Genomic DNA, 25572 nt, shown 5'->3' on the forward strand with positions numbered 1-25572 from the left:
ACAGGGGCTTGAGTTGATCAGTAGATCTTCGGCCGAACCGAGATCCAATGTGGGAGCGAGCCTGCTCGCGAAGAGGCCCTTACATTCAACATCAACATTGTCTGACCTGACGCCTTCGCGAGCAGGCTCGCTCCCACAATGATCGGTGTAATGCTCATCATCCCTGAACAACACAAAACCCTGTGGGAGCTGGCTTGCCAGCGATGAGGCCCGCCCCTTCAACATTGATGTCGACTGACCCACCGCTATCGCTGGCAAGCCAGCTCCCACAGGGTCAGCAGTCGCTCGGAAGATTGAGGCAATAAAAAACCGCAGCCTGGCTGCGGTTTTTCAGGCTCAGTGGGTCCTCATCCTCGCTGCATACATCGCCAGTTTCAGCAGGCTCGCCACCACCGCCAGCGACACCACGCTGCCCAGCCAGATCAACAACAGCCAGCCCAGACGCTTGTACCAGCGGCTGTTCTTCACTTCGCGCGAATCAATGGTAGCCATCGCCAATCCTCACTTTGCCGCGGAATACGTAGTAGCTCCAGAAGGTATACATCAGGATCACCGGCAGGATGAACAGTGCACCGATCAGCGCAAACAACTGGCTCGACGGCGGTGACGCGGCGGCCCAGATGCTTACCGACGGCGGGATGATGTTCGGCCAGATGCTCAGCGCCAGGCCGATGTAACCGAGCAACATCAGCACCAGGGTGAACACAAACGGCCAGTGCGTATGGCGCTGACGCAACGTGCGCAGCAGCCCGAACAGCGCCAGCAACGCCAACACCACCAATCCGGCAAACACCTGCAGATGCCCGTGTGTCGACCAACGTGTCGCCAGCTCCGGATGCAGTTGCAGGGTCCACACGCCGATCACCAGCACCATCGCCATCAACAGCAAGGCCAGCGGCCGGGTGAACAGACGCATCCGCGACTCCAGCATGCCTTCGGTCTTGACCAGCAACCACGTACTGCCGAGCAACGCATACGCGATCACCAGCCCCACGCCACACACCAGCGGAAACGGTGCCAACCAGTCCAGACCGCCGCCGGCAAACTGCCGATCGACCACCGGAATCCCGGACACATACGCGCCAATCACCACACCTTGCGAGAACGTCGCCAGCAGCGAACCACCGATAAACGCCTTGTCCCACCAATGACGTTTTTGCGGCGACGACTTGAAGCGAAACTCAAATGCCACACCGCGGAAAATCAAACCGCAAAGCATCAGGATCAGCGGCAGATACAACGCCTCGAGAATCACCCCGTACGCCAGCGGAAACGCGCCATACAACGCCGCGCCACCGAGCACCAGCCACGTCTCGTTACCGTCCCACACCGGCGCGACGGTGTTCATCATCACATCGCGTTCCTGCTCATCCGGGATCAGCGGAAACAGGATCCCCAGGCCCAGATCGAAGCCGTCCATGATCACGTACATCATCACCCCGAAGGCGATGATCACTCCCCAGATCAACGAGAGATCGATACCTTGAATACCCATGACTCAATGCTCCTTCATAGGGGCGGTAGCCGCCGAAATCGGTCGACGCGGCGTCTGCAATTCATCGCCCGCAGGTGGATGTTCGTGGTGCGGCTGCGGGCCTTTTTTCACCAGTTTCATCATGTAGCCGATGCCCACGCTGAACACGGTGAAATAGATCACCACGAACAGCGCCAGCGACGTGCTCATCTGCGCCACCGAGTGATGCGATGCCGCGTCGTGAGTGCGCAACAAGCCATAAACCACCCACGGCTGACGCCCGACTTCCGTGGTAATCCAACCGGCCAGCAGCGCAATCAGCCCGCTCGGCCCCATCAACAACACCAGTCGCTGGAAGCCGCGATGCTGATAAAGCTTGCCGCCCCGGCGCAGCGCCAACCCCAGCAAACCAACGAGGATCATCAACATCCCCAACCCGGCCATGACGCGGAAGCTCCAGAAAATCACGGTCGAATTCGGCCGGTCTTCTTTCGGAAAGCTCTTCAGCGCCGGGATCTGCTTATCGAGGCTGTGGGTGAGGATCAGGCTGCCGAGATAGGGAATCTCCAGCGCATACTTGGTCTTCTCCGCCTGCATATCAGGGATGCCGAACAGCACCAGCGGCGTCGGGCCGTTGTCGGCGTTTTCCCAGTGACCTTCGATGGCGGCGATTTTTGCCGGTTGATGTTCCAGCGTGTTCAAGCCATGGGCGTCACCGACCACTGCCTGGATCGGCGCAACGATCAACGCCATCCACAACGCCATGGAAAACATCTTGCGCACCGGCGCCGTGTTATTGCCGCGCAGCAAATGCCAGGCAGCCGAGGCACCGACGAAGAACGACGTGGCGACAAACGCGGCAATCGCCATGTGCGCCAGCCGGAACGGGAACGACGGGTTGAACACGATCGCCAGCCAGTCCAGCGGCATCACCCGACCGTCGACGATTTCAAAGCCTTGCGGCGTCTGCATCCAGCTGTTGGACGCAAGAATCCAGAACGTCGAAATCAACGTACCGATGGCGACCATTACCGTGGCAAAGAAGTGCAAGCCACGGCCGACACGGTTCCAGCCGAACAGCATCACCCCGAGGAAACCGGCCTCAAGGAAGAACGCAGTCAGCACTTCATAGGTCAAAAGCGGCCCGGTGATGCTCCCGGCAAAATCCGAGAAGCCGCTCCAGTTGGTGCCGAACTGGTACGCCATGACCAGTCCCGAAACCACGCCCATGCCAAAATTGACCGCGAAAATCTTCGACCAGAAATGGTAGAGATCACGGTAGGTGTCATTGCGGGTTCTCAGCCACAGGCCTTCGAGTACCGCGAGGAAACTCGCCAGGCCAATGGTGATCGCCGGGAAAATAATGTGGAACGAAACCGTGAACGCGAATTGAATTCGCGCCAGGTCCAGTGCCTCCAGATTGAACATGATGATGTCCTCATCCAGGCTGAAAAGCGGCAGCACGAACCCGGGCCACCGCCAGACGCGAACGCCTGCAGCCAGTCAAATTGCTATGGTTTTTATGAGTCGCGGGTTACGCCAGCGACGACGGGATCAGGTTGCTGACCTTCGCGGCTTCAAGGCGGATCGCGACGAATTTGGAGGTCGGCGTATACGTGCGGTCGCCGTAGCTTTCCAGCGGTACCAGCGGGTTAGTCTCCGGGTAATACGCCGCTGCCTGCCCTGGCGGAATGTCGTAGGCAATCAGGGTGAAACCGCTGACCCGACGCTCGCGCTCGTCATCCCACAGCGCCACCAGATCAACCTTCTGCCCCGGTTCAAAGCCCAGGCGCTGGATGTCCTGCTCGTTGGCGAAGATCACATCGCGCATGCCGTAAACACCGCGATAACGGTCATCGAGGCCATACAGCGTGGTGTTGTACTGATCGTGGGAACGCATGGTTTGCAGAATCAGATGCGGCTTGACCGGCAGGTTGCGCACGCCCTCGCTGATCAAGTGCTCGGGCAGCACGCACGGGGTGAACTGCGCCTTGCCGCTGGCGGTGTTCCAGACCCGATCCGAGGCGTCGTTGCCGAGGTGGAAACCACCCGGAATCAGCAGTTTTTCATTGAAGTTCTCGAAGCCCGGAATCACGTCGGCAATCAGGTTGCGGATGCGCCCGTAGTCGCCCACCACCCACTCCCAATCAATCGGATGTTTGCCCAGTGTTGCGGCGGCGATCCCGGCAATGATCGCCGGCTCGGATTTCAACTGCGCCGACTTCGGTTTCAACTGACCGAACGACAAATGCACCATGCTGAAGGTGTCTTCAACGGTCACGCCTTGCGGGCCTTCAGCCTGGATGTCGATGTCGGTGCGCCCGAGGCACGGCAGGATCAGCGCGTCGCGACCGGTGACCAAGTGGCTGCGGTTGAGCTTGGTCGCAATATGCACGGTCAGGTCGAGTTTGCGCATCGCCGCGTGGATACGCGGGGTGTCCGGCGTGGCTTGGGCGAAGTTGCCGCCCAGACCGATAAACACCTTGGCTTCGCCGCGTTCCATGGCGCCGATCGCCATCACCGTGTTGTGCCCGTGCATGCGCGGCACGTCGAAGTTGAAGCGTTTTTGCAGCGCGTCCAGCAAGTCCTTCGGCGCCAGTTCGTTGATGCCCATGGTGCGGTCGCCCTGCACGTTACTGTGGCCGCGAACCGGCGACAGCCCCGCGCCCGGACGGCCGACGTTGCCGCGCAGCAGTTGCAGGTTGATGACTTCCTGCAGGGTTGCCACTGAATGCACGTGTTGGGTCAGGCCCATGGCCCAGCACATGATCACGCTTTTGGCGCGGCCATACATGCGCGCGGCCAGTTCGATGTCATGCAACGGCACGCCGGACTGCTCGAGAATGTGCTCCCAACTTGTCGCCTCGACTTCAGCCAGATAGCTGTCGAGCCCTGTGGTGTGCTCGACAATGAACGCATGATCGAACACTGGCTCGCCGCCAGTCGCCTGAGCTTCGCGTTCCCACTCCAACAGGAATTTGACCATGCCGCGAATCATCGCCATGTCGCCGCCAAGGGCCGGACGGAAGTACGCGGTGTTGGTCGCTTCCCAGCCGTTGCTGAGCATTTCGAGCGGGTTCTGCGGGTTCTGGAAACGCTCGAGGCCACGCTCTTTCAGCGGGTTGATACAGACCACTTGCGCGCCGCGCTTCACCGCTTCACGCAGCGGTTCGAGCATGCGCGGGTGGTTGGTGCCGGGGTTCTGGCCGATGACGAAAATCGCGTCGGCGTGATGCAGGTCCTCGTAGACCACGGTGCCTTTGCCGACACCGAGGGTCTCGATCATGCTCACCGCACTGGCTTCGTGGCACATGTTCGAGCAGTCGGGGAAGTTGTTGGTGCCGAACGCACGGACGAACAACTGATAGAGAAACGCCGCTTCGTTGCTCGCGCGGCCGGAGGTGTAGAACTCGGCCTCGTGCGGCGATTTGAGGTTTTTCAGATGATCAGCGATCAGCGCAAAAGCATCTTCCCAGCTGATTTCCACGTAGCGGTCGACCCGCGCGTCGTAGCGCATCGGGTGGGTCAGACGACCCTGATACTCCAGCCAGTAGTCGCTCTGCTCGGCCAGGCTCGACACTGTGTACTTGTTGAAGAAAGCCGGGTCGACCAAACGTCCGGTCGCTTCCCAGTTCACCGCTTTCGCGCCGTTTTCGCAGAACTTCAACATGCTCGCGCCCGGCGCTTCACCCCAGGCACAACCCGGGCAGTCGAAGCCGCCGTTCTGGTTGGTCTTGAGCATGGCGCGGATGTTTTTCAGGGCGTTTTCACTGCCCAGCCAGCTCTTGGTGAGGCTGATGACAGCGCCCCAACCGGCAGCGGCGCCTTTGTAGGGTTTGTAACGGTCGACTTGTGACATGGGACTCTCCATGACGATGCACACAGGCATGAACCTGATTCGGTTAAACAGCGACGGCCGACTTTCAAGGTTGAAAAGGGGTCGTTGGGTTTGCCGGGGCAAGGATATGAACCGTTACAAAACATTGTCTAATCGCTATTAATGACCGACTTATCGAAAGCATCTATCACGGATTAAAACCCTTTATTTACGGGGCTTTGCGAAACTAACGAAGCAACTTTTTGCGCAAAATAATTCATCATCGACGGGATCAATCAGCTGTTCATTAACAGTGATTGGACGGCACTTAAAGTTAGCCATAACCTGCGCTGACCAAACTCCTTCAACCGGGGTTTTCATTCCTGCGAGGCTGTCATGTCAGAGCGTGTCTTGATCGATGGTTACAACCGCCGCGTCGACTATCTGCGCATGTCGGTAACCGACCGCTGCGACTTCCGCTGCGTCTATTGCATGGCCGAAGACATGCAGTTTCTGCCCCGCCAACAAGTGCTGACGCTGGAGGAAATCTATCAACTGGCGCAGAGCTTTGTGGCGCTGGGGACGCGCAAGATTCGCCTGACCGGTGGCGAGCCATTGATCCGCCCGGGCGTGGTCAAGCTCTGCGAGCAGATCGCCGCCCTGCCCGGCCTGCGCGAACTGTGCATGACCACCAACGGCTCGCAACTGGGCAAACTCGCGGCACCGCTGTTCGACGCCGGGGTCAAACGCCTGAACATCAGCCTCGACAGTCTTGATCCGCAGCGCTTCAAACAGATGACCCGCACCGGCGATCTGGCGCAGGTGATCAACGGCATCGATGCTGCGCGCAAGGCCGGTTTCACCCGCACTAAACTCAATGTCGTGGTGATGCAGGGCCGTAACGATCAGGAGATCAACGATCTGGTCAGCTTCGCCATTGATCGTCAGCTCGACGTCTCTTTCATCGAAGAGATGCCGCTGGGGATCATCAGTGAACACAGTCGCGCCGAGTCGTTTTTCTCCAGCGCCCAGGTGCGGGAAAAGATTGCCGAACGCTACACCCTGATCGACTCGGCCGAGTCGACACAAGGCCCGTCGCGCTACTGGCGGCTGGCCGAGGCGCCGGAGATTCGTCTGGGTTTTATCTCACCGCACAGCCACAACTTTTGCGGCACCTGCAACCGCGTACGCCTCACCGTCGAAGGGCGCCTGCTACTGTGTCTGGGTAACGAGCATTCGGTGGATCTGAAAGCGCTGCTGCGCGCCCACCCGGGGCAACCGCAGCGGCTGGAGAAAGCCATTGTCGAGGCGATGAAGCTCAAGCCGTATCGACATAATTTCGAAGTGAACGACGATGTTCAGGTTGTGCGCTTCATGAACATGACCGGCGGCTGATCCCGCCAGTTTCATCGGTTATCGGAACCGCAAAGCATGATCATCAGACCCAAGGTCAACCAGTTCGCCATTCTCTTCACCCTCAAGGGTTCGATTGCCAAACGCATCGCCCTGCGCACGCTGATGGTCACCCTCCTTGCCTCGGCCATTGTGTTGGTGGAAATCCTCCATCCGAGCAACTTCACCAAGGTCAATGCCACGCCGTTTACCTTGCTCGGTTTGTCGCTGTCGATCTTCATGAATTTTCGCAACAACGCCTGTTATGACCGCTGGTATGAGGCGCGTAAAGCCTGGGGCGAAGTGATCGTGCACATTCGCTCGGTGATTCGTGAAACCCATGTGATTCGTGAATCGGCTGAGCGTAAACCGTTGCTGCTCAATCTTTGTGGTTTTGCCCATGCGTTGAACGCGCGCTTGCGTAAAGAAAGCGAAGCGGATGCGAGCAGCCAATGGATCATGCCGAAACCTGATCCGCAGACGCCGGACTACAGTGGGCGCATTCTGCAAACGATCGGCCAGCAGTGTTCCGATCTGCATCAGAACGGTGAACTGACTGAGTGGCGCTACATGTTGCTGGCCAATCACCTGACCAGCCTGACCCAGGCGCAAGCGGTGTGCGAACGGATCAAGACTACGCCCCTGCCGTTTCCCTACACGCTGTTGCTGCACCGGACGATTTATCTGTTCTGCATCCTGCTGCCGTTCGCCATGGCCGAACCGCTGGGCTGGCTGACACCGTTGTTCACAGCGATTGTCAGCTACACGTTCTTTGGCCTCGATGCGATTGCCGATGAACTGGAAGACCCGTTTGGCCGCGACGAAAACGACCTGCCGACCGATGCGCTGGTACGCACCATCGAGCGCGACATCCTCGCCGAACTGGGCGCCGAAGTGCCGCCGGCGCTGAAGCCAGTGGATTATGTGCTGAGCTGATCCGTACACCTCAAAACCCTGTGGGAGCTGGCTTGCCAGCGATGAGGCCGTATCAGCCAACGTCAATGCCAACTGACCTGCCGCCATCGCTGGCAAGCCAGCTCCCACAGTTTTGATTGGTGGTGAGGTCAGAAGAGTTCGTTGAAGGGGATGAAGCGCAGCGGGTCGCCGAGGCTGTGCGTGCTGTTCTCGGGGATTTCCACCAGGCCATCGGCCCAGGTCGCGCCAAGCAGGACGCCGGAGCTTTGATTGGGATAGAGCACCGCACGCCCCGCCTCCAGCCGCACCCGCAGGTATTCACGGCGGCCGCCAGCCTTGTGCCAGTCGAAACCTGCATTGACCGTAAAACTCAGCGGCATGACATCTTCCACACCCTGAATACGCAGCAAATACGGCCGCGCCAACAAGCCAAACGTCACCAGCGCCGAGGTCGGATTGCCCGGTAAACCAATCACCGGCACCGTGCCAAAATGCCCGACCGTCAACGGTTTGCCAGGCTTGATCGCCAGTTTCCACAACAGCGGTTTGCCGCTGTCGCGCAGCACTTGCCCGAGGCAATCGGCATCCCCGGCTGACACGCCGCCCGTAGTCAGAATCAGATCAACGCTTACTTGCAGTTGCTCAAGTTTGAGCCGCGTCTGCGCCGGGCGATCCGGGAGGATGCCGGCGTCGATCACCTCGCAGCCCAATTCCCGCAACCAGTGGCCGAGCAATACGCGGTTGCTGTTGTAGATGCTGCCGGGGCGCAACGGCTGACCCGGTTCGACCAGTTCATCACCGGTCGACAGTAGCGCCACACGCGGGCGACGCACCACGTGCAGTTGCGCCAACCCTTGTCCGGCGGCGACTGCCAGTTCGAACGGTCCAAGGCGTTTGCCGGCGCGCAGCAGGATGTCGCCGACGCGATTTTCCTGACCTTGCGCGCGGATGTTCTGCCCCGCCTTCAGCGGCTGCAAGAAGCGCACGCGGCCGTCCTCCAGCACTTCAACGTTCTCCTGCATTTCGACGCAGGTGGCGCCGGGCGGCAGCGGCGCGCCGGTAAAAATCCGTGCGCAGGTGCCGGGCAGCAACGTGTCCGGTGCCAGCCCGGCGTAAACCTTCTGTGAGACCTTCAGCGGCTGTCGGTGCAGATCGGCGAGATTGAGCGCGTAACCGTCCATGGCACTGTTCGGCCACGGCGGCAAGTCGAGGGTCGCCAGCAGATCACTGGCCAGCACCCGCCCACGCGCATCGTCGAGCGCCAGCAGTTCGCTGTCGGCCAGACGTTGCTCATTGGCCATGCACAGCAATTGGTCGAGGGCGTCCTCGACCGGCATCAACGGTGCTTTGCTCATCCGCGTGACCCGCAGGCTTGCACGGCTTTCAGGTGCGGGACGAAGTTGCATGGGCGATGACGGTTGTCCAGTTGCTCGGCAAGAATGCCTTCCCACGCCGTGCGGCAAGCGCCGGTCGAGCCCGGCAAGCAACACACCAGCGTGCCGTTCGACAGCCCGGCCAGCGCGCGGCTTTGCACGGTGGACGTACCGATGTCCAGAATCGAAATCGCCCGGAACAGCTCGCCGAAGCCGTCAATCTGCTTATCAAACAAGCAGGCCACCGCTTCCGGCGTGCTGTCGCGACCAGTGAAACCCGTGCCGCCGGTGATCAGCACCACTTGAATACCTTCGTCGGCAACCCAGTTCGCTACCTGAGCGCGGATTTTGTACAGATCGTCCTTGAGCAAGTTGCGCTCGCTCAACGTATGACCGGCTTCCAGCAACCGACTGACCAGCAACTGGCCCGAGGTATCGCTGGCGTAATCGCGCGTATCGCTGACCGTCAGCACGGCAATATTCAGGGGGACAAACAGGGCATCGGCTTTGGCACTCATGGCAGTTCTCCGGCAGCAGTCAATCAACATTGCCGAGCAGCCTAAGTGCCACTTATGAGTACTGTCTAATCACTCTGGCCAACCACATTATCGACCGGCTCTATCGGTGCCTTTCACGTTGTTCAGGGCCAGTAAAACCGGGCCTGATAGAGCTGATCGATAGTGCCTTAAATACTTCCGATTGGACGAACAACTGTTCAAGTGAGATCGTCGCACCCTGCGCTTTTCGTGCGTCTCGCGCATCCGCGTCAATACTCAATCAAAAAATCCCCATCGAGCAGGTGCCATCGTGGACATCAAACAACTCAAGTTCCTGATCGCGCTGGACGAAACCCGCCACTTCGGCCAGGCCGCCGCACGCTGCCACATCACCCAACCGACGTTGTCGATGCGCCTGCGTAATCTCGAAGATGAGCTGGATCTGGTGCTGGTCAACCGTGGCCAGCGCTTTGAAGGGTTCACTCAGGCCGGCGAACGCGTGCTGGCCTGGGCGCGCACCTTGCTCGCCGCGCATGACGGTTTGTTCGCCGAAGCGGCGGCGTGTCGCGGGCAATTGGTGGGTAGCTTGCGTCTGGGTCTGGTGCCGCTGAGCAGCTTCAACCCGGTCAATTACATTCAGGGTTTGTCGGGGACGTATCCGGAGTTGAAGTTCAGCCTGTCATCGCTCAGTTCCGACGAGATCATCGCCGGGCTGGGCAACAATCAGCTTGATCTGGGCGTCTGCTATCTGGACCACGTCAACCCGAACTATTTCGAGTTTTTCGAAATCGGCGAGACCCGCGTCGGCCTGCTCTACGACAACCGCCACTTCCATTTCGAAGGCTCGGAAATGAGCTGGGAAGACGCTGCCGAGTTACCGCTGGGGATGATCACCGCCGGCATGCATTACCGTAAATCCATCGACTTGAGCTTCCGCAGCCGTGGGCTCAGCCCGCAGCCGATCATGGAAAGCGACTCGACCTATCAGCTGTTGCAGGCGATTCACCAAGGCTTCTGCTGCGCGATCATGCCGCTGGACAGCGGGCTTGAGGAGCCGATCGAGCACCTGTCGTTCATGCAGTTGCCGGATGCCAGCGTGCTGGCGCCGCTAGGCCTGGTGATGCGCAAGACCGAGCCGCGTTCGGCGATTGCCGAGAAGTGTTTTGCCGAGGCGCGGAAGTTGTTTGGGGTTGAGGTTTCTGCCGAATAAGCAAGGGTGGATGTCCCGGCCTCATCGCTGGCAAGCCAGCTCCCACAGTTTCCGATGTGATCACAGTTTCTGCGCACGACGCAGAAACCTGTGGGAGCTGGCTTGCCAGCGATGGGGCCTGACCAGCCAAGACAAATCCTGGTTGATCGACCAAAGCAATCACCACATCGGAACAAGCGATTGGACGCACTTTTAACGCCCCCGTAGCCTGAACACTCTTCAGCGCTTCGGGACTTTTCAGATGCTCTGCCACGTCGAAACCCTCACAGAATCCACCAGCGAACCCAACGCCCCCGCGCCACAACCGGCGCAAGTGGCGTTTCGCGAATACCTGCCCGACGCCGCCGTCTCGCATGCCGCGCTGGCCTCGGAAATCGCCCTCGCCATCACCTACAACGGCCTCAGCCAGGCAGTGATGATGGTCTCGCCCGGCAACCTCGAAGACTTCATCCGTGGCTTCAGCCTGAGCAACGCGATCATCGACAGCGTCGACGAGATCTACGACATCCGCCTGACGCATTTCGATCAGGCCTGTCAGGCCGATGTGCAGATTTCCAGCCGGGCGTTCTGGGCCTTGAAGGATCATCGTCGGCAAATGACCGGCACCAGCGGCTGCGGCATCTGCGGCGTCGAAGCGCTTGAGCAGGCGTTGCCGCAACTGCAGATTCTGCAACCGTCAGCACTGCCGCCGGCCGAACATTTCGACGGCATCCGCCAACGCATCGAAGCCGCTCAACAACTGGCGCGCAGCAGCGGTGCCTTGCATGCCGCGCTGTTCTTCGACGCTGACGGTGAAGCCTTGCTGTGCCGCGAAGACATCGGCCGCCACAACGCCCTCGACAAGCTGATCGGCGCGATGCAATTCGCCGCCGTCGATGCCGCTGAAGGCTTTGTCGTGGTCACCAGCCGTTGCAGCCTCGAACTGATTCACAAAGCCGTGCGCGCCCGCCTCGGCACCCTCGTCAGTCTGTCCGCGCCTACCGCGTTGACCGTGCGCTGGGCACTCAAACACCGACTCAATCTGATCCATGTACCGCACCGCAACGCCCCGCGAATTTACAGCCCGATCCAGGAGTTTTCCGTATGAGCCACACCCTCACCCACCTTGACGATCAGGGCCGCGCCAACATGGTCGACGTCAGCGACAAAGCCGCGACCCGCCGCGAAGCCAGCGCGCAAGCCTGGGTGCAGATGCGCCCGCAAACCCTGCAAATGATCCAGGCCAACGGTCACCCGAAAGGCGATGTCTTCGCGGTGGCGCGGATCGCCGGCATCCAGGCCGCCAAACGTACCCACGAGCTGATCCCGCTGTGTCATGCGCTGCTGCTCAGTTCGATTCACGTCGAACTCACGGCCTGCGAACCGGACCGCGTGCAGATCACCAGCACCTGCCGCCTCACCGGCCAGACCGGCGTCGAACTCGAGGCGCTGACCGCCGCCAGCGTTGCCGCGTTGACCATTTACGACATGTGCAAAGCGGTGGACCGGGCCATGGTTATCGGCGATATCCGCCTGCTCAGCAAACAGGGCGGTCGCTCGGGGCACTTTCAATGGGAGGACGCGCAATGATCCTGATCAACTACTTCGCCAGCTACCGTGACCGGCTCAATCTGGGCGGTGAAAAAATTCCGCTGACTGACACGCTGGGCTGCGTGGAAGACGTGCGGCAAATGCTCATGCAGCGCGGCGATCTTTGGCGTGAAGTGCTCGGCGCCGGCAACCTGATGTGCGCGGTGAATCAGGAGTTGTGTCAGCCGAGTCAGGTGATTGAGGATTTCGATGAAATCGCGTTTTTCCCGCCAGTGACCGGAGGTTGATCGATGGCTATTCGAGTCCAGCACAAAAGCTTCGATGTCGGCCAGTTGACCGCCGATCTGCACGCGCGCAATCCACGGGTCGGCGCGGTGGTGAATTTCGTTGGTTATGTGCGTGATCTGAATATGGGTCAGAGCGTGAATGAACTGTTTCTTGAGCACTATCCGGGCATGACCGAAAAAGCCCTCGAACAGATCGCCGAGGAGGCCCGCGAGCGCTGGCCGCTGTTGGGTGTGGAGATTGTGCATCGGGTCGGTGCGTTGTCGGTGAGTGAGCCGATTGTGTTTGTCGGGGTCAGCAGCAAGCATCGGCATATGGCGTTCGAGGCGTGCGCGTTCATCATGGACGTGCTCAAGACCCGTGCGCCGTTCTGGAAGCGCGAGACTACGCCTGAGGGTTCTCACTGGGTCGAGGGCCGTGAGAGCGATAGGGATGCGGCGTTGCGCTGGAGCCTGGCGCATGCCTGAAAAGCAAAAGCCCCTCACCCTAGCCCTCCCGAAACGTCGGACCGCCCCGAGGGAGAGGGGACTGATTGGGGGATATTGCAGAGATTCACCGACTTGAAAGATTGGCTCTGAATCCATAATCGACTCGATTTTTCAGGTCGATGGATAACGCCAGACACCGCGGTCGGCCCCTTCGGGTGACCATCAAATCCATAATCGACTCGATCTTTCAGGTCGATGGATAACGCCAGACACCGCGGTCGGCCCCCTCTCCCTCTGGGAGTGTATGTACCGGAGACATGGTGGACACATGTTCGGAGACATAGTGGACGGTTTTAGATCTTCTTACCTGCCGTCACGATCTGCAAGTTCAAGTCGATTCGGGCGATACGATGTCTACTCCAGTAGACATCGTGGATGCCGTCCTCCGTCGTTTCCCGGATAGCTACTGACCTCCCGTGAAAAGCCTTTCCAACTGAGTATTCACGGTTCCTCCAGTAGATCTCTCCTTTCACCTGAACCTTCCTGACCACATCCCCATCGTCGTACTCAGGTGCCGCTGGTTGCTCCTGGTATTCCCGTGGGCTGCTGCTGTAGCGAGTAGCAGGAACCTGCATGTCCAGCGCTTGATGCGGGCGCTTCTGGTTGTAGATATCACGCCAGATATCAAACGCCCGTTGTGCATCGTCCAGATCGATGAAGAGTTGGCCTTGCAGGACTTCCCTTTTCAGACTGCGGTGGAAGCGCTCCAGCTTTCCCTGGGTTTGCGGGTGATAAGGTCGGGAGTGGCCGACCTTGATGCCCTGGCTCATCAGCCAGACCTCCAGCGCGGTATAAACGCCGGTCTGGTCACCCCATGGCGAACCGTTGTCCATCGTCATGCGCAGAGGCAGACCGTAGCGCCGAAAGGCCCGCATTAGTTGCTCCTGGACGGTTCGGCGCTGCTCATTGGCGCACGCAGCGATGCACAGTGAGAACCGTGAGTGATCGTCCAGTATCGTCAGCGGATGGCAACGTCCGTGTTTCAGGCTGATATGGCCTTTGAAGTCGATCTGCCAAAGATCGTTGGGCGCCTCGTGCTCGAACCGGATAAACGGTTTGACCTCGGCAGCCTTTGGATCAACGCGCGAATGACGCTGTAAAACCGCATGCACGGTGCTGACAGAGGGCATCACTTTGCCGTCGTCTTCCAACACGCGCTTGAGCTTGCGAGCGCCCCAAGCGGCGTACTCCTGACTCACGGTCAAAATCTGCTGCTCAACCTCATCAGCGCAGCGTTTGGGTGACGTCTTCGGTCGTCGAGACTGATCGATCAACCCTTGAGCACCGAGGTTTTCAAACCTGTTGAGCCATTTGTAGGCAGTGCTTGGGCTGATATTGAATCGACGGCAAAGCTGCCGAACATTGGCCCCTTCTTGCCGAGCCAACAGCACGAATTCTGAACGAAGCTGCACGGTGGACACCTCTTCCCAAGACACAGGCCATCTCCTTCGCGATAAGCAATGTGTCTATTAAAATGTGTCCACCATGTCTCCGAACACCTGTCCACCATGTCTCCGGTACATACAGGGAGAGGGCTGGGGTGAGGGTTAAAAGTCTGATTAGATAGCCACTCCGCCAGGATTCAACTCCGGAGTCTCGCTTGAGCACAGCGCCGAACAACCTGCCCCGCCCCGATCCCGTCACCCTGCGCCAGGCCTGGCGCTTCTGGCTGAAACTCGGCTGCATCGGTTTCGGCGGGCCGGCCGGGCAGATCGCGATCATGCATCAGGAGTTGGTCGAACGTCGGCGCTGGATCTCCGAAAAGCGTTTTCTGCACGCACTCAACTACTGCATGTTGCTGCCCGGCCCCGAGGCTCAGCAACTGGCGACTTACATCGGCTGGCTGCTGCATCGCACCTGGGGCGGTGTCATCGCCGGTGCGCTGTTTGTGCTGCCGTCGCTGTTCATTCTGATTGGCTTGTCGTGGCTGTACGTCGCTTTCGGTGACGTGCCGGCGGTGGCCGGGGTGTTTTACGGGATCAAACCGGCGATCACCGCGATTGTCCTGCACGCCGCGCATCGCATCGGCTCGCGTGCATTGAAAAATGCCTGGCTGTGGGCGATTGCCGGGGCGTCGTTCGTGGCGATTTTCGCCTTCAATCTGCCCTTCCCCTTGATCGTCCTCGGGGCTGCGTTGATCGGCTATCTGGGCGGACGGTTCGCACCGCAGCGGTTCAGCAACACAGGGGCGCGCAACAGCGAGAAATCCTTCGGCCCGGCGTTGATCGACGACGATACGCCGGCCCCCGAACACGCCCGTTTCAGCCTGCCGAAGCTGCTGCGTCTGGCTTTGATCGGCGCAGTGCTCTGGTGTTTACCGATGGCGTTACTAACGGTGCTGTTCGGCTGGGACGGCACGTTCACGCAAATGGCCTGGTTCTTCACCAAAGCCGCGCTGCTTACCTTTGGCGGCGCCTACGCGGTGCTGCCTTACGTTTATCAGGGTGCCGTCGGGCATTACGGCTGGTTGACGCCGACACAGATGATCGACGGCCTCGCCCTCGGCGAAACCACCCCCGGCCCGCTGATCATGGTGGTGGCGTTTGTCGGTTTCGTCGGTGCCTACGTGCAACCGGCGTTCGGCCCCGAACATGCCTTTGCCGCCGGCGCACTGGCAGCAACGCTGGTGACCTGGTTCACCTTCCTGCCCTCGTTTCTGTTCATCCTCGCCGGCGGGCCATTGGTGGAATCGACGCACAACGAACTGAAGTTCACCGCACCGCTGACGGCAATAACCGCCGCCGTGGTCGGGGTGATTGTGAATCTGGCGTGTTTCTTCGCTTATCACGTGTTCTGGCCGAATGGCTTTAACGGGGCGACAGATGTTTTTTCAGTGGCGCTGGCCGTTGCGGCGGCATTGGCCTTGTTCGTTTTCAAACGCGGTGTGATCAGTGTGTTGATCGTTTGCGCCCTCGCCGGGCTGGGCTTTGAACTGATGCGCTGAACCCTGGCCTGCGAATCTCCCGTTTACACGCCCGCGAATTCCCCCTTACTATCCGGGCACACCGGTCGGCGGGCATCCCCCGCCACCGACGTTTTCCGCCAACGGAAACACGCGTTATGAGTACGTCACTACAACAACCAGAATCGTTGAACGTCTCTACCCTGCGCGCCCTCTCTCACAAGGGCGGCGTATGAATCGTATCGTCAATCTCCCCATGGCCCTGCGCCGTTCCAAGCTGCGTCACTCCGCACGCCCGCCGGATATCGCCCGGTCTATCTGATCGCGTCCGTTAAAGAACCGCGACAGTCCCCTGCTTCTTGATATCCCTGCCAGGACACCTACGCCTTCTTGCCGCGTCGTGTCTGGCCCGAATCTGCGCGCCTGTGCGGCGCTATCGTGAGTGATTGATTATGAAATTCGCAGCCATCGAAGACGCACGCCTGTTCCTTGACCAGAACCCCGATATCGACATGATCGAGTTGTTCATTCTCGACGCCAACGGCGTGCCACGCGGCAAGCTGTTGCACCGCGAAGAACTGCTCGCCGTGTACCAAAGCGGTCGACCGCTACCAAGCACCATCCTCGGTCTGACCGTGCAGGGTGAAGACGTCGAGAACTCCGGTCTGGTCTGGGACGTCGGCGATATCGACTGCCGCGCCTATCCGCTGGAAGGCAGTCTGGTGCGCCTGCCATGGCGCAAGATTCCGACCGCCGCCGTGCAGGTCAGCATGCACCCGACCGAGGGCATGCCTGCGAGCAGCGCCGACCCGCGACACTTGCTGATCAAGGTCATCGACGGGCTCAAGGCCGAGGGTTATCACCCGGTGATGGCGTGTGAACTGGAGTTCTATCTGCTCGACGCCAAACGCGATCACAACGGCCGTCCGCAACCGGCACTGGACGCTGACGGCGGTCGACCGCGACACACTCAGGTTTACGGTTTGCGCGAGCTGGAACAGATCGAACCGTTCCTCGCCGACCTCTACAGCGCCTGCAAACTGCACGGCATTCCAGCGCGCACGGCGATCTCCGAATACGCGCCGGGTCAGGTCGAAATCACTCTCGAACATGGCGACGCGCTGGAGGCGATGGATCAGGCGGTGCGCTACAAACGTCTGGTCAAAGCCATCGCCCACAAGCACGGCATGCAGGCGACCTTCATGGCCAAGCCGTTCGATGATCTGGCCGGCACCGGCATGCACATGCATGTGAGTCTGGCCGATGGCGCGGGACACAATCTGTTTGCCTCGGAAGACCCGGCCGGCACGCCGCTGCTGCGCACGGCGATTGGCGGCATGCTCGCCTCGCTACTCGATTCGTTGCTGCTGTTCTGCCCTAACGCCAACTCGTATCGACGCTTTCAGGCCAACAGCTACGCGCCGCTGGCGCCGACCTGGGGCGTCGACAATCGTACTGTCAGCCTGCGCGTGCCCGGTGGCCCGGCCAACACCCGGCACATCGAACACCGCATCTGCGGCGCCGACGCCAACCCGTATCTGGCAGCGGCGGCGATCCTTGCCGGGATTCATCGTGGCATTCGTGAAGACCTTGATCCGGGTGCGCCGGTCGAGGGCAATGGCTATGCGCAGGCTAAGGAACTGCTGCCGACGGATTGGCTGACGTCGCTGCAGGCGCTGGAAAATTCGGTGTGGGCGCGGGATGCATTGGGGCAGGAATTTCTCGGGGTGTATCTGGCGGTGAAGCGTGCCGAGTATCGACAGTTCATGGCCGAAGTGGGTGAGCAGGATTGGCGGTGGTATCTCACCGACGCCTGAATATTCACCACTATCCCTTGTAGGAGTGAGCCTGCTCGCGATGAGGCCATGTCAGTCACATCATAGGTGAATGACACACCGCTATCGCGAGCAGGCGAAGGCCTACAGGGACCGCGTACAACCGAAGAATTTGTGTGGACACTGACATGACCGAACGCTGCAATTCCTACTACACCGCCACCCTTAACCAAGACACCGACTACCCGACCCTGCAAGGCCGGCACAAGGTTGACGTGGTGATCATCGGCGGCGGCTTTACCGGCGTCGCCACCGCCGTCGAACTCGCTGAAAAAGGCATCAAAGTCGCCATCGTCGAAAGCCACAAAATCGGCTGGGGCGCCACCGGGCGCAATGGCGGACAAGTCACCGGCAGCCTTTCCGGCGACGGCGCGATGCGCAAACAGATGCGCGCGAAACTCGGCAATGAAGTCGATGATTTCATCTGGCACCTGCGCTGGCGCGGACATGAAATCATCCAGCAACGCGTCGAGAAATACGGCATTCAATGCGACCTCAAACACGGCCACTTGCACGCCGCGTACAAGCCCAGCCACATGACTGATTTGCGTAAGGATCATGAAGAAGCCGTACGGCGCGGATTAGGTGATGAAGTCAGCCTGCTCGACCGCAGTCAGGTGCGTGATCTGCTGCAAAGCGACCTCTACCACGGCGCAATCAAGAATACCCGCAACATGCATCTGCACCCGCTCAACCTGTGCATCGGTGAAGCGCGGGCGGCGGAAAGTCTCGGGGCGCTGATCTTCGAAAACAGCGAAGTGCTGGAGATCATTCACGGCGCTACGCCCGGTGTGCGCACGGCTCACGGGCAGATCGACGCCAATCAGGTGATGCTCGCCGGCGACGTCTACCACAAGCTCGAACCAGGGCAGCTCAAGGGCAAGATTTTCCCGGCCATGGGCGGCATCGTCACCACCGCACCGCTCGGCGATCTGGCGAAACAGATCAACCCCGAAGACCTTGCGGTATACGACTGCCGTTTCGTCCTCGACTACTACCGCCTCACCGCCGACGGCCGCCTGTTGTTTGGTGGCGGCGCCAACTACAGCGGCAAGGACTCACGGGACATCGCCGCCGAACTGCGCCCGTGCATCGAGCAAACCTTCCCGGCGCTCAAAGGCGTGCAGATCGATTACCAGTGGAGCTGCGCAATGGGCATCGTCATCAACCGCATCCCGCAACTGGGCAAGCTCTCGGACAACGTCTGGTATTGCCAGGGCTACTCGGGGCACGGCATCGCGACCACGCACATCATGGGCGAAATCATGGGCCGGGCGATCACCGGGCAGATGGAGCAGTTCGATACGTTTGCCCAGTGCCAGCACATTCGTGTGCCGATGGGGGATTTGCTCGGTAACCCGTTGTTGGCGGCGGGGATGTGGTATTACCAGATGCTTGAGCGACTTCGCTAAGCCTGTGTTGATCCTGCTGACCCCATCGCTGGCAAGCCAGCTCCCACAGTGTCCGTGGCGTACCCAAATTTCATGTACACCGCAAAAACCTGTGGGAGCTGGCTTGCCAGCGATGAGGCCATCAGCTCCACCACAAAACCTCAATCCGGCAACTGCTCCACCACAATCCCCAACCGCCGATAATCCTCGACACTCCCCGACGCCACATGCCGCTCGGTAATCAGCGTATGCAGGCGCGAACACGGCGCCACCACAAACGGCTCCACCGCTCCCAGCTTGTCCGCCGTGGTCACCGCAATCACCCGCGCGGCGCCATCGAGCATCGCCTGCTTCACCGGCACTTCATCGAAATGCAGCGAAGTGATCCCCACTTCCGGATGAATCGCACAAACCCCGGTAATCGCCAGATCCGCCCTGATCCCGGCCAGCAGCCGTAGCGCCTCATGCCCACCCGCCGCCATCGTTCGCGGGTTCAACTGGCCGCCAGCGAGAATCACTTTCACACCCTTGAATTCAGACAAAGCAATCGCCGTCATCGGTGAAGCGGTCACCGCCGTGATGCTGATATCTGCACGCAACGAGCGCGCCACTTGTAGCGTGGTCGAGCCGGAATCGAACAACACAATCTGCCCGTCTTCAATTTCCTGCGCGGCCCGTTGCGCCAGGCGGATTTTCACCTCATCCGTCTCGTCCAGCCGCGTGAAGTAGTCCTTGCCGGAGTCTTTCGGACGCGGCAACGCCCCGCCGTGTACGCGTTGCACCAGCCCGGCGTTGTCCAGTTCGGCGAGGTCGCGGCGGATGGTGTCCTCGGACACCGCAAAGTGCTGACTCAGCTCGGAGGCCATGACCTTGCCGTCACGTTCGAGGAGCAAAAGGATTTTCTGCCGGCGCAGAGAGGGCAGTTCGGCTGCGGAATGATCGTGCATGGTTATGCCTGTTTATGCTTGTAATTGCAGGTTTCGCAAGACTAGCGAAAGCCCCAAGTAAACACAAACCGACCGGGTATCAATCGTTTCGATCATTGGAATCGACAAGGCGAATTTTTTCTTTGCTTTCAACCTGTTCAGAATGGCCGCACTTCTAAAAGGCTCAGGATGAATACCTCATGAATCTCAATTTTGCGTTTGCGTGCATGATCGTCGTGTCGTTTGCGATTGCCCTCGGCCACGCCTGACTGCGCCTCAGACCGACGCCAGCAAATGCTCGCGCAGCCATTTGTGCGCCGGATCGCGATGCGAGCGTTCACCCCAGAACATCGCCATCTCGTAACCGGGTACTTCCAGCGGCGCGTCGACCACTTGCAACGCCGGGTTGCCACGCACCAGGCGTGACGGCAGCATCGCCACCAGATCGGTGGCCGCCAGCACCGACATCGCCATCAGAAAGTGCGGCACCGACAACACCACTTTGCGCATCAGCCCGACATCGGCCAACGCCCGATCGGTCACCCCGAAAAAGCCCCCACCTTCGCGCGACACCATCACGTGTTCCAGCGCGCAGAACTGTTCGCGGCTCGGCGCCTGCATCAAACCTGGATGCCCGACTCTACCGGCCAGCACATAACGCTCGGTGAACAGCGGACGTCGATGCAGCTCCGGCGGCGCATCTTCGCTGATGTGCAGCGCCAGATCGAACACGCCTTGCTCGGCCTGTTTGACCAGATGCGCCGGGGTCAGATCGATCACCGCCAGACGCGTGCCCGGCGCCTGTTCGCGCAATCTGCTGAGGGCCGGCAACACCACCGTCGACTCGCCGTAATCGGTCGCGGCGATTTTCCAGGTGTGCGTCGCCAGCGCCGGGTCGAACGCACTGGCCGGCGCCACCGCCCTCTCCAACGCCTCCAACGCTTCGCGCAACGGTTCACGCAGTTCATCGGCACGCGCCGTCGGGCGCATGCCACGCGGCCCGGGCAACAGCAGCGGATCACCGAAGATGTCGCGCAACTTGGCCAGATGCACGCTCACCGAAGGCTGCGAGAGATTCAGCCGCTGCGCCGCGCGGGTGACGTTGTGCTCCGACAGCAGCACATCAAGGGTCAGCAGCAGATTGATATCCAGTCGTCTCAAATTATTCATGGCTATACCAGACATATCAGACATTCATTTCCAATATACCGGTTGAACGCCGATCCTGCAGTCACTCAGCTAACGGAGCTTCAACATGAAAGTGCTACTGGTTTACGCCCATCCAGAACCGACTTCCCTCAACGGCTCGCTGCGCGACTTCAGCGTCCAGCGCCTGCAAGCCGCCGGCCACACCGTGCAGGTCTCCGACCTCTACGCGATGAACTGGAAAGCCAGCCTCGACGCTGACGATGCCCCGCAGCGCGATGCGACTAAACCGTTCCACGCCTCCCTCGACTCGAAAGTCGCCTACGCCGAAGGCACTCAGGCTGCCGACATCGCCCGTGAGCAGGAGAAACTGCTGTGGGCTGACGCGCTGATCCTGCAGTTTCCATTGTGGTGGTTCACCATGCCGGCGATTCTCAAAGGCTGGGTCGATCGGGTGTATGCATACGGCTTTGCCTATGGCGTCGGCGAACATTCCGACAGTCGTTGGGGCGAGCGTTATGGCGAAGGGAAAATGAAAGGCAAACGGGCGATGTTGATGGTCACCACTGGCGGCTGGGAATCGCACTATGCGCCGCGCGGGATTAACGGGCCGATGGATGATTTGTTGTTTCCGATTCAACACGGGATTTTGTATTACCCGGGGTTTGAAGTGGTGCCACCGTTTGTGGTGTATCGGACTAGTCGGATGGATGCGGCGCGGTATGCCGAGACTTGTGATGAACTGGGGCGGCGGTTGGATGAGTTGTGGAGTGCGCGGCCGATCGGGTTTCGGCAGCAGAATGGTGGGGAGTATGAGATTCCTGCTTTGACTTTGAAGAGCGATATCGCGCCGGATAGCGAAGGCTTCGACGCACACATCCGCTAGTGCCGCATCGACCACGTAGAGCAAAAGCCCCTCACCCTAACCCTCTCCCAGAGGGAGAGGGGACTGACCGAGTTGTTTTTTCGAGCTACGCCGACCTGGAATATCGAGCCGAACTCAAGTTTTGAACAGCCCACAATCGGCTCCCTTCCCCCTCGCCCACTTGGGTGAGAGGCGACTGACCGAGTTGTTTTTCCGAGCTACGCCGACCTGGAATATCGAGCCGAACTCAAGTTTTGAACAGCCCACAATCGGCTCCCTTCCCCCTCGCCCACTTGGGAGAGAGGCGACTGACCGAGTTGTTTTTCCGAGCTACGCCGACCTGGAATAGCGAGCCGAACTCAAGTTTTGAACAGCCCACAATCGGCTCCCTTCCCCCTCGCCCCCCTGGGGGAGAGGGCTGGGGTGAGGGGGATGGATCTAACTGACACGCAGCAACATGCAGGCATCAGTGGCTCCGGTCAGGTTTCCTCCCGCGCCCTCCGCACTTGCACCAACAACGCCGGGGCAAAATGCAGCAACACCATCCGGCTCAAATGATGAGTCAGGATAAATACCACATTCAGCCCGCCACCAAACGCGACAATCGCAATCGTCTCAATCGCCCCCGGCATGTACGCCAGCCATAGCGACAGCGGATCACTGCCCAACCAGCGCGCCGCCACCTCAGCAAATACTGCGGCTACCACGATCATCAAACCCACTGAGACCAACGCCGTGCGGCCATGACGCCCCAGTTCCGCGAAGCCAAGGCCTTGAAACCTTGAGCCGATCCGCACGCCGAGAATCAGCGCCGCCAGATTCAAACTCCAGTCCGGCATATGAAAACCGTGCAGCCATCCCGATTTCACGAACACGGCAGTGATAATGATCGCCGTGAGCATGAACGGCGCCGGTACGCCGATCACCAGCAGCAAGCGTCCGAGCAGTACACTCAATGCGATCACCGAAAACGCGGTCAGTGCCATGCCTGTCGTTAAAGGATCACCATCGGCAACCGCCACCGCAGCCGCCTGGCCGGGAATCAGGAAACTCACCAGTACCGTGATCAGCAGCAAGCGCATCAGATGCACAATGATGACCTTGCTCGACGCTTTCTCCGACTCGAGTAAATCGAACACCGCTGCCAATGCGCCGGGATAAACCGCCAACAGCGCATCGGTACGGTTCCAGCCTGCGCCGCGCGTCAGCCACCATCCGGCCAACGCGATTTGCACCGTCAGGCAAATCAGCAACACACCAAGGCTAGGCAACATCGTCGAGGCCGTCTCGCTGTCCCACGCTTCGAACATCAGCCCGGTGGCGATACCCAGCGTGACCTGGATGTAGCCCAGTCCATAAGGCGTTGCCGGCGCGATACCGGTTTTGCTGGCAAACAATGCGGTGACGACAATTGAGCCTAACAACAAACCGTGGGGCACGCCTTCGAACTGCAACAGCGCGCCGAAACCGGCAGCAATCAACAAACAGAGAATGGATTTCATAGTCGCCTTCCTGGCTATCTACCTGACACACCACAACCCCTTCGGCAGCTCCTACAGGGAATGTATTCGTTTTCAGCCGCGCAACCGTCCAATCGCGCGACGGTATTTCTCGATCCGCTCCAAATCCTCCCAACTTGGCGAGGCAATTCGCGACAGGTCGCTGTTCTCCTCCAAGTCCGCCAGCTTCACCACCCGACCGATCGGGTTCTGTGCGGCGCGGTCGACGAAGTCTTCATAGGATTCGCCCGGCACTTTGGTCACGGATTCGATAGCGCTCAAAACGTCTTCGCTGAAGCCTTCTTTGCGCAGATCAACGAGGCTGATGCCGCAATCCTCAACCACATCGTGCAGCACAGCGACGATGCGTTCTTCCAATGTGGTCATGCGCAACATGACTTTCAGCGGATGCAAAATGTACGGCGCGCCGCCCTTGTCGACCTGTCCGGCGTGGGCCGTGGCGGCGATGGCGATTGCACGTTCGAGGGTCTGGGTCATGGGGTTCTCCGAGGGTTAAACGCCGTAGCGGCCGCCGACATGGATGTTGCGTTTGAGCCAGTTGCCGATGGCCTTAAGACGCCCGACTGGCTTCGCTGACCCGCAATGCCGCTGAAGGATCAGCGACACCAAACCAGCCTGATCGGCTTTTGGATGGGCATCGATCAACTCGGCAACCCACGCGCAATCAGCCTTATTCAAATGCTCACGCCACTCTCCCGGCCAGGCGTCCAGCTCATCCAGCGCCAACCATCGCGCACCGCCATGCTCCATATGCCCGCCGGACATCGACTGTTCGAAACAGAAAGGCGTGTCTGGCTTTGCAGGGTCAATGTGAAACAAATAGATGTCGTGGAATGGATGCTGCGAGGGGGGCGCGTTATTGCGGCTGCCGATTTCAATCATGGGCAATGTTCCAATCCTTGGGCGCTGAATGTTTCCGATTGTTTCGCAGTGTACGCGATAGGAGCAAATCAAAAACCCGATGGAACCTCCCTCCTCCGCACAATCTCGAAACTGTATCAGCGCCAAATCCTCGATCAGACACGGCGCCATTGGAGAGGAAAGCCCGATGAACATTCGATTCCTGCTTCTGATCGCCACCTTCGCCGTCATCCCCACCTGCGTCATGGCCGAAGGCTGCGACGTCCAGACCCAATCCTCCAGCGCCTCGGTGCCAGCGGTGGAAACCCACAGTTGTTATGAATACGAAGGCATGCCGGTCAACTCAATCGACTGGTCGTGCAGCAACGAAAGCAAGGACATGCTGAGCAGCACTAAAACCAAGGTTGAACACTGCGCCGATCACTATCAGGCCACGTGTATCGCCACGATCACCCAGGAATCCCTGGCCAACCCGCATTCCACCAGCAAGGACAAAAACGCCAAAGCCCTGAACATCCCCGACAACGCGCAAGTGACCACGTATTACTACGACGTGGAGCATTTGGCGCAGGCGCGGATTGATTGTGAGAATGGTGGCGGGCATTGGAAAACGAAGTAAACGACTGATTTCCATGCCAGCGACAGGCAAAGAAAAGCCCGGCTCAAAAGGACCGGGCTTTTTAGTGCGCAATATCCGTTAACCACCGCCGTTACCACCACTGCTGCTACCGGACGGTTGACCCGCAGGGCTGGGCTTGGAGGCAGAAGGCACCGGCCCATTGTCGGTCTTGCCACCATGACCACCCTTGGGCAGCGAGTCGGCATCCGGGTCGGCATTGGTGGCTGGAGACGCCGGATCACGCGTCTGGCTGTTGCCGTCGTTCGCTGTCGGGGTCGGCATTTCGCTGGCCGCGATCGCGTACAGCGAACTGCCGGACAGCAACGCCGCGAGGGTTAACACCGCGATTTTATGGTTCAGCATGGTGGTTCTTCCTTTGCTGGGTGAGTTACAGCATTGGAAGAGTGGCTGGCTCGAAGGTGCGGTGTATTGGATGAATGGTCATGGTTTAGGCGAAAAAAAACCGACGCCTGTTCAGGCATCGGTTTCCCCTATTGGTGACAGGAACCGGATATCAGCGCTTCAT

Annotated in this window: 25 protein-coding genes; 12 read left to right on the forward strand and 13 right to left on the reverse strand. The window is 59.7% G+C overall.

Going from position 1 to position 25572, the window contains the following annotated elements; translation table 11 throughout:
• Positions 1 to 336: 336 nt before the first annotated feature.
• The 4 genes from AC3IUF_RS17920 to AC3IUF_RS17935 form a co-directional block, all read right to left on the reverse strand.
• Positions 337 to 492: a DUF2474 family protein gene (locus AC3IUF_RS17920; RefSeq protein WP_489278856.1), complete on the reverse strand. Its 156-nt coding sequence runs from the start codon at positions 490 to 492 to the stop codon at positions 337 to 339.
• Positions 479 to 1495: a cytochrome d ubiquinol oxidase subunit II gene (gene cydB, locus AC3IUF_RS17925; protein WP_007918423.1), complete on the reverse strand. Its 1017-nt coding sequence runs from the start codon at positions 1493 to 1495 to the stop codon at positions 479 to 481. The genes AC3IUF_RS17920 and cydB overlap by 14 nt, the downstream gene beginning before the upstream one ends.
• Before the next feature lie 3 nt (positions 1496 to 1498).
• On the reverse strand, positions 1499 to 2902 hold the full coding sequence (locus AC3IUF_RS17930) for a cytochrome ubiquinol oxidase subunit I (RefSeq protein ID WP_489281672.1): 1404 nt from the start codon (positions 2900 to 2902) through the stop codon (positions 1499 to 1501).
• A 106-nt stretch (positions 2903 to 3008) separates the two neighbouring features.
• Positions 3009 to 5333 (reverse strand): FdhF/YdeP family oxidoreductase, encoded by a 2325-nt coding sequence (locus AC3IUF_RS17935; protein ID WP_489278858.1) that lies wholly within the window; start codon positions 5331 to 5333, stop codon positions 3009 to 3011.
• A 354-nt stretch (positions 5334 to 5687) separates the two neighbouring features.
• Here AC3IUF_RS17935 and moaA point away from each other — a divergent pair, with 354 nt between their 5' ends.
• A complete protein-coding gene (moaA, locus tag AC3IUF_RS17940) occupies positions 5688 to 6686 on the forward strand; it encodes a GTP 3',8-cyclase MoaA (RefSeq protein WP_007918429.1) in 999 nt (332 codons plus the stop codon).
• Between the two features lie 36 nt (positions 6687 to 6722).
• The gene (locus AC3IUF_RS17945; protein WP_123376710.1) at positions 6723 to 7619 is read left to right on the forward strand and encodes a bestrophin family protein; all 897 of its coding nucleotides are present in this window, start codon (positions 6723 to 6725) and stop codon (positions 7617 to 7619) included.
• Between the two features lie 128 nt (positions 7620 to 7747).
• Here AC3IUF_RS17945 and AC3IUF_RS17950 read toward each other — a convergent pair whose 3' ends face one another.
• A complete protein-coding gene (locus tag AC3IUF_RS17950) occupies positions 7748 to 8953 on the reverse strand; it encodes a molybdopterin molybdotransferase MoeA (RefSeq protein ID WP_489281674.1) in 1206 nt (401 codons plus the stop codon).
• Complete coding sequence (gene moaB / locus AC3IUF_RS17955; RefSeq protein WP_489278860.1) at positions 8950 to 9489, reverse strand: molybdenum cofactor biosynthesis protein B; 540 nt, start codon at positions 9487 to 9489, stop codon at positions 8950 to 8952. The genes AC3IUF_RS17950 and moaB overlap by 4 nt, the downstream gene beginning before the upstream one ends.
• Positions 9490 to 9778: 289 nt before the next feature.
• Between moaB and AC3IUF_RS17960 the strand changes: the two genes are divergently transcribed.
• The 5 genes from AC3IUF_RS17960 to moaE all read left to right on the forward strand — a co-directional run bounded on the left by AC3IUF_RS17960 (position 9779) and on the right by moaE (position 12960).
• Complete coding sequence (locus AC3IUF_RS17960; protein WP_007918939.1) at positions 9779 to 10678, forward strand: LysR family transcriptional regulator; 900 nt, start codon at positions 9779 to 9781, stop codon at positions 10676 to 10678.
• 241 nt (positions 10679 to 10919) lie between these two features.
• Positions 10920 to 11765: a formate dehydrogenase accessory sulfurtransferase FdhD gene (fdhD, locus tag AC3IUF_RS17965; protein WP_489278861.1), complete on the forward strand. Its 846-nt coding sequence runs from the start codon at positions 10920 to 10922 to the stop codon at positions 11763 to 11765.
• Complete coding sequence (moaC, locus tag AC3IUF_RS17970; protein ID WP_007918944.1) at positions 11762 to 12247, forward strand: cyclic pyranopterin monophosphate synthase MoaC; 486 nt, start codon at positions 11762 to 11764, stop codon at positions 12245 to 12247. Before fdhD ends, moaC begins: the two co-directional genes overlap by 4 nt.
• A complete protein-coding gene (locus AC3IUF_RS17975) occupies positions 12244 to 12495 on the forward strand; it encodes a MoaD/ThiS family protein (protein ID WP_007918946.1) in 252 nt (83 codons plus the stop codon). The genes moaC and AC3IUF_RS17975 overlap by 4 nt, the downstream gene beginning before the upstream one ends.
• Positions 12496 to 12498: 3 nt before the next feature.
• Positions 12499 to 12960 (forward strand): molybdopterin synthase catalytic subunit MoaE, encoded by a 462-nt coding sequence (gene moaE / locus AC3IUF_RS17980; RefSeq protein ID WP_007918948.1) that lies wholly within the window; start codon positions 12499 to 12501, stop codon positions 12958 to 12960.
• Positions 12961 to 13274: 314 nt separating this feature from the next.
• Here the strand turns inward: moaE and AC3IUF_RS17985 are convergent, their stop codons facing one another.
• Entirely contained in the window at positions 13275 to 14417 is a 1143-nt protein-coding gene (locus AC3IUF_RS17985) for an IS481 family transposase (protein WP_489278862.1), read from the reverse strand.
• A 164-nt stretch (positions 14418 to 14581) separates the two neighbouring features.
• Here AC3IUF_RS17985 and chrA point away from each other — a divergent pair, with 164 nt between their 5' ends.
• The 3 genes from chrA to AC3IUF_RS18000 all read left to right on the forward strand — a co-directional run bounded on the left by chrA (position 14582) and on the right by AC3IUF_RS18000 (position 19130).
• On the forward strand, positions 14582 to 15925 hold the full coding sequence (gene chrA / locus AC3IUF_RS17990) for a chromate efflux transporter (protein ID WP_489278863.1): 1344 nt from the start codon (positions 14582 to 14584) through the stop codon (positions 15923 to 15925).
• A 410-nt stretch (positions 15926 to 16335) separates the two neighbouring features.
• Positions 16336 to 17700, forward strand: a complete 1365-nt coding sequence (locus AC3IUF_RS17995; protein WP_489278864.1) for a glutamine synthetase family protein — start codon at positions 16336 to 16338, stop codon at positions 17698 to 17700.
• 146 nt (positions 17701 to 17846) lie between these two features.
• Entirely contained in the window at positions 17847 to 19130 is a 1284-nt protein-coding gene (locus AC3IUF_RS18000; RefSeq protein ID WP_007918958.1) for an NAD(P)/FAD-dependent oxidoreductase, read from the forward strand.
• Between the two features lie 140 nt (positions 19131 to 19270).
• Here AC3IUF_RS18000 and AC3IUF_RS18005 read toward each other — a convergent pair whose 3' ends face one another.
• Positions 19271 to 20056, reverse strand: a complete 786-nt coding sequence (locus AC3IUF_RS18005) for a DeoR/GlpR family DNA-binding transcription regulator (RefSeq protein WP_150750858.1) — start codon at positions 20054 to 20056, stop codon at positions 19271 to 19273.
• Between the two features lie 255 nt (positions 20057 to 20311).
• Positions 20312 to 21205: a LysR family transcriptional regulator gene (locus tag AC3IUF_RS18010; protein ID WP_489278866.1), complete on the reverse strand. Its 894-nt coding sequence runs from the start codon at positions 21203 to 21205 to the stop codon at positions 20312 to 20314.
• A gap of 85 nt (positions 21206 to 21290) precedes the next feature.
• Between AC3IUF_RS18010 and AC3IUF_RS18015 the strand changes: the two genes are divergently transcribed.
• Positions 21291 to 22067 (forward strand): NAD(P)H-dependent oxidoreductase, encoded by a 777-nt coding sequence (locus AC3IUF_RS18015; protein ID WP_489278868.1) that lies wholly within the window; start codon positions 21291 to 21293, stop codon positions 22065 to 22067.
• Positions 22068 to 22525: 458 nt separating this feature from the next.
• Here AC3IUF_RS18015 and AC3IUF_RS18020 read toward each other — a convergent pair whose 3' ends face one another.
• The 3 genes from AC3IUF_RS18020 to AC3IUF_RS18030 form a co-directional block, all read right to left on the reverse strand.
• Positions 22526 to 23548, reverse strand: a complete 1023-nt coding sequence (locus AC3IUF_RS18020; RefSeq protein WP_489278869.1) for an AbrB family transcriptional regulator — start codon at positions 23546 to 23548, stop codon at positions 22526 to 22528.
• Positions 23549 to 23620: 72 nt separating this feature from the next.
• Positions 23621 to 24043: an HD domain-containing protein gene (locus tag AC3IUF_RS18025; protein ID WP_123376700.1), complete on the reverse strand. Its 423-nt coding sequence runs from the start codon at positions 24041 to 24043 to the stop codon at positions 23621 to 23623.
• A 15-nt stretch (positions 24044 to 24058) separates the two neighbouring features.
• A complete protein-coding gene (locus AC3IUF_RS18030; protein ID WP_007919303.1) occupies positions 24059 to 24448 on the reverse strand; it encodes a hypothetical protein in 390 nt (129 codons plus the stop codon).
• Between the two features lie 166 nt (positions 24449 to 24614).
• On the opposite strand from AC3IUF_RS18030, the gene AC3IUF_RS18035 reads away from it, so the two are divergent.
• Positions 24615 to 25046, forward strand: a complete 432-nt coding sequence (locus tag AC3IUF_RS18035; protein WP_007919301.1) for a hypothetical protein — start codon at positions 24615 to 24617, stop codon at positions 25044 to 25046.
• Between the two features lie 78 nt (positions 25047 to 25124).
• Here the strand turns inward: AC3IUF_RS18035 and AC3IUF_RS18040 are convergent, their stop codons facing one another.
• On the reverse strand, positions 25125 to 25409 hold the full coding sequence (locus AC3IUF_RS18040) for a hypothetical protein (RefSeq protein ID WP_489278870.1): 285 nt from the start codon (positions 25407 to 25409) through the stop codon (positions 25125 to 25127).
• Positions 25410 to 25572: the final 163 nt, after the last annotated feature.

The sequence above is a fragment of the Pseudomonas sp. KH_040 genome, from assembly GCF_057839305.1.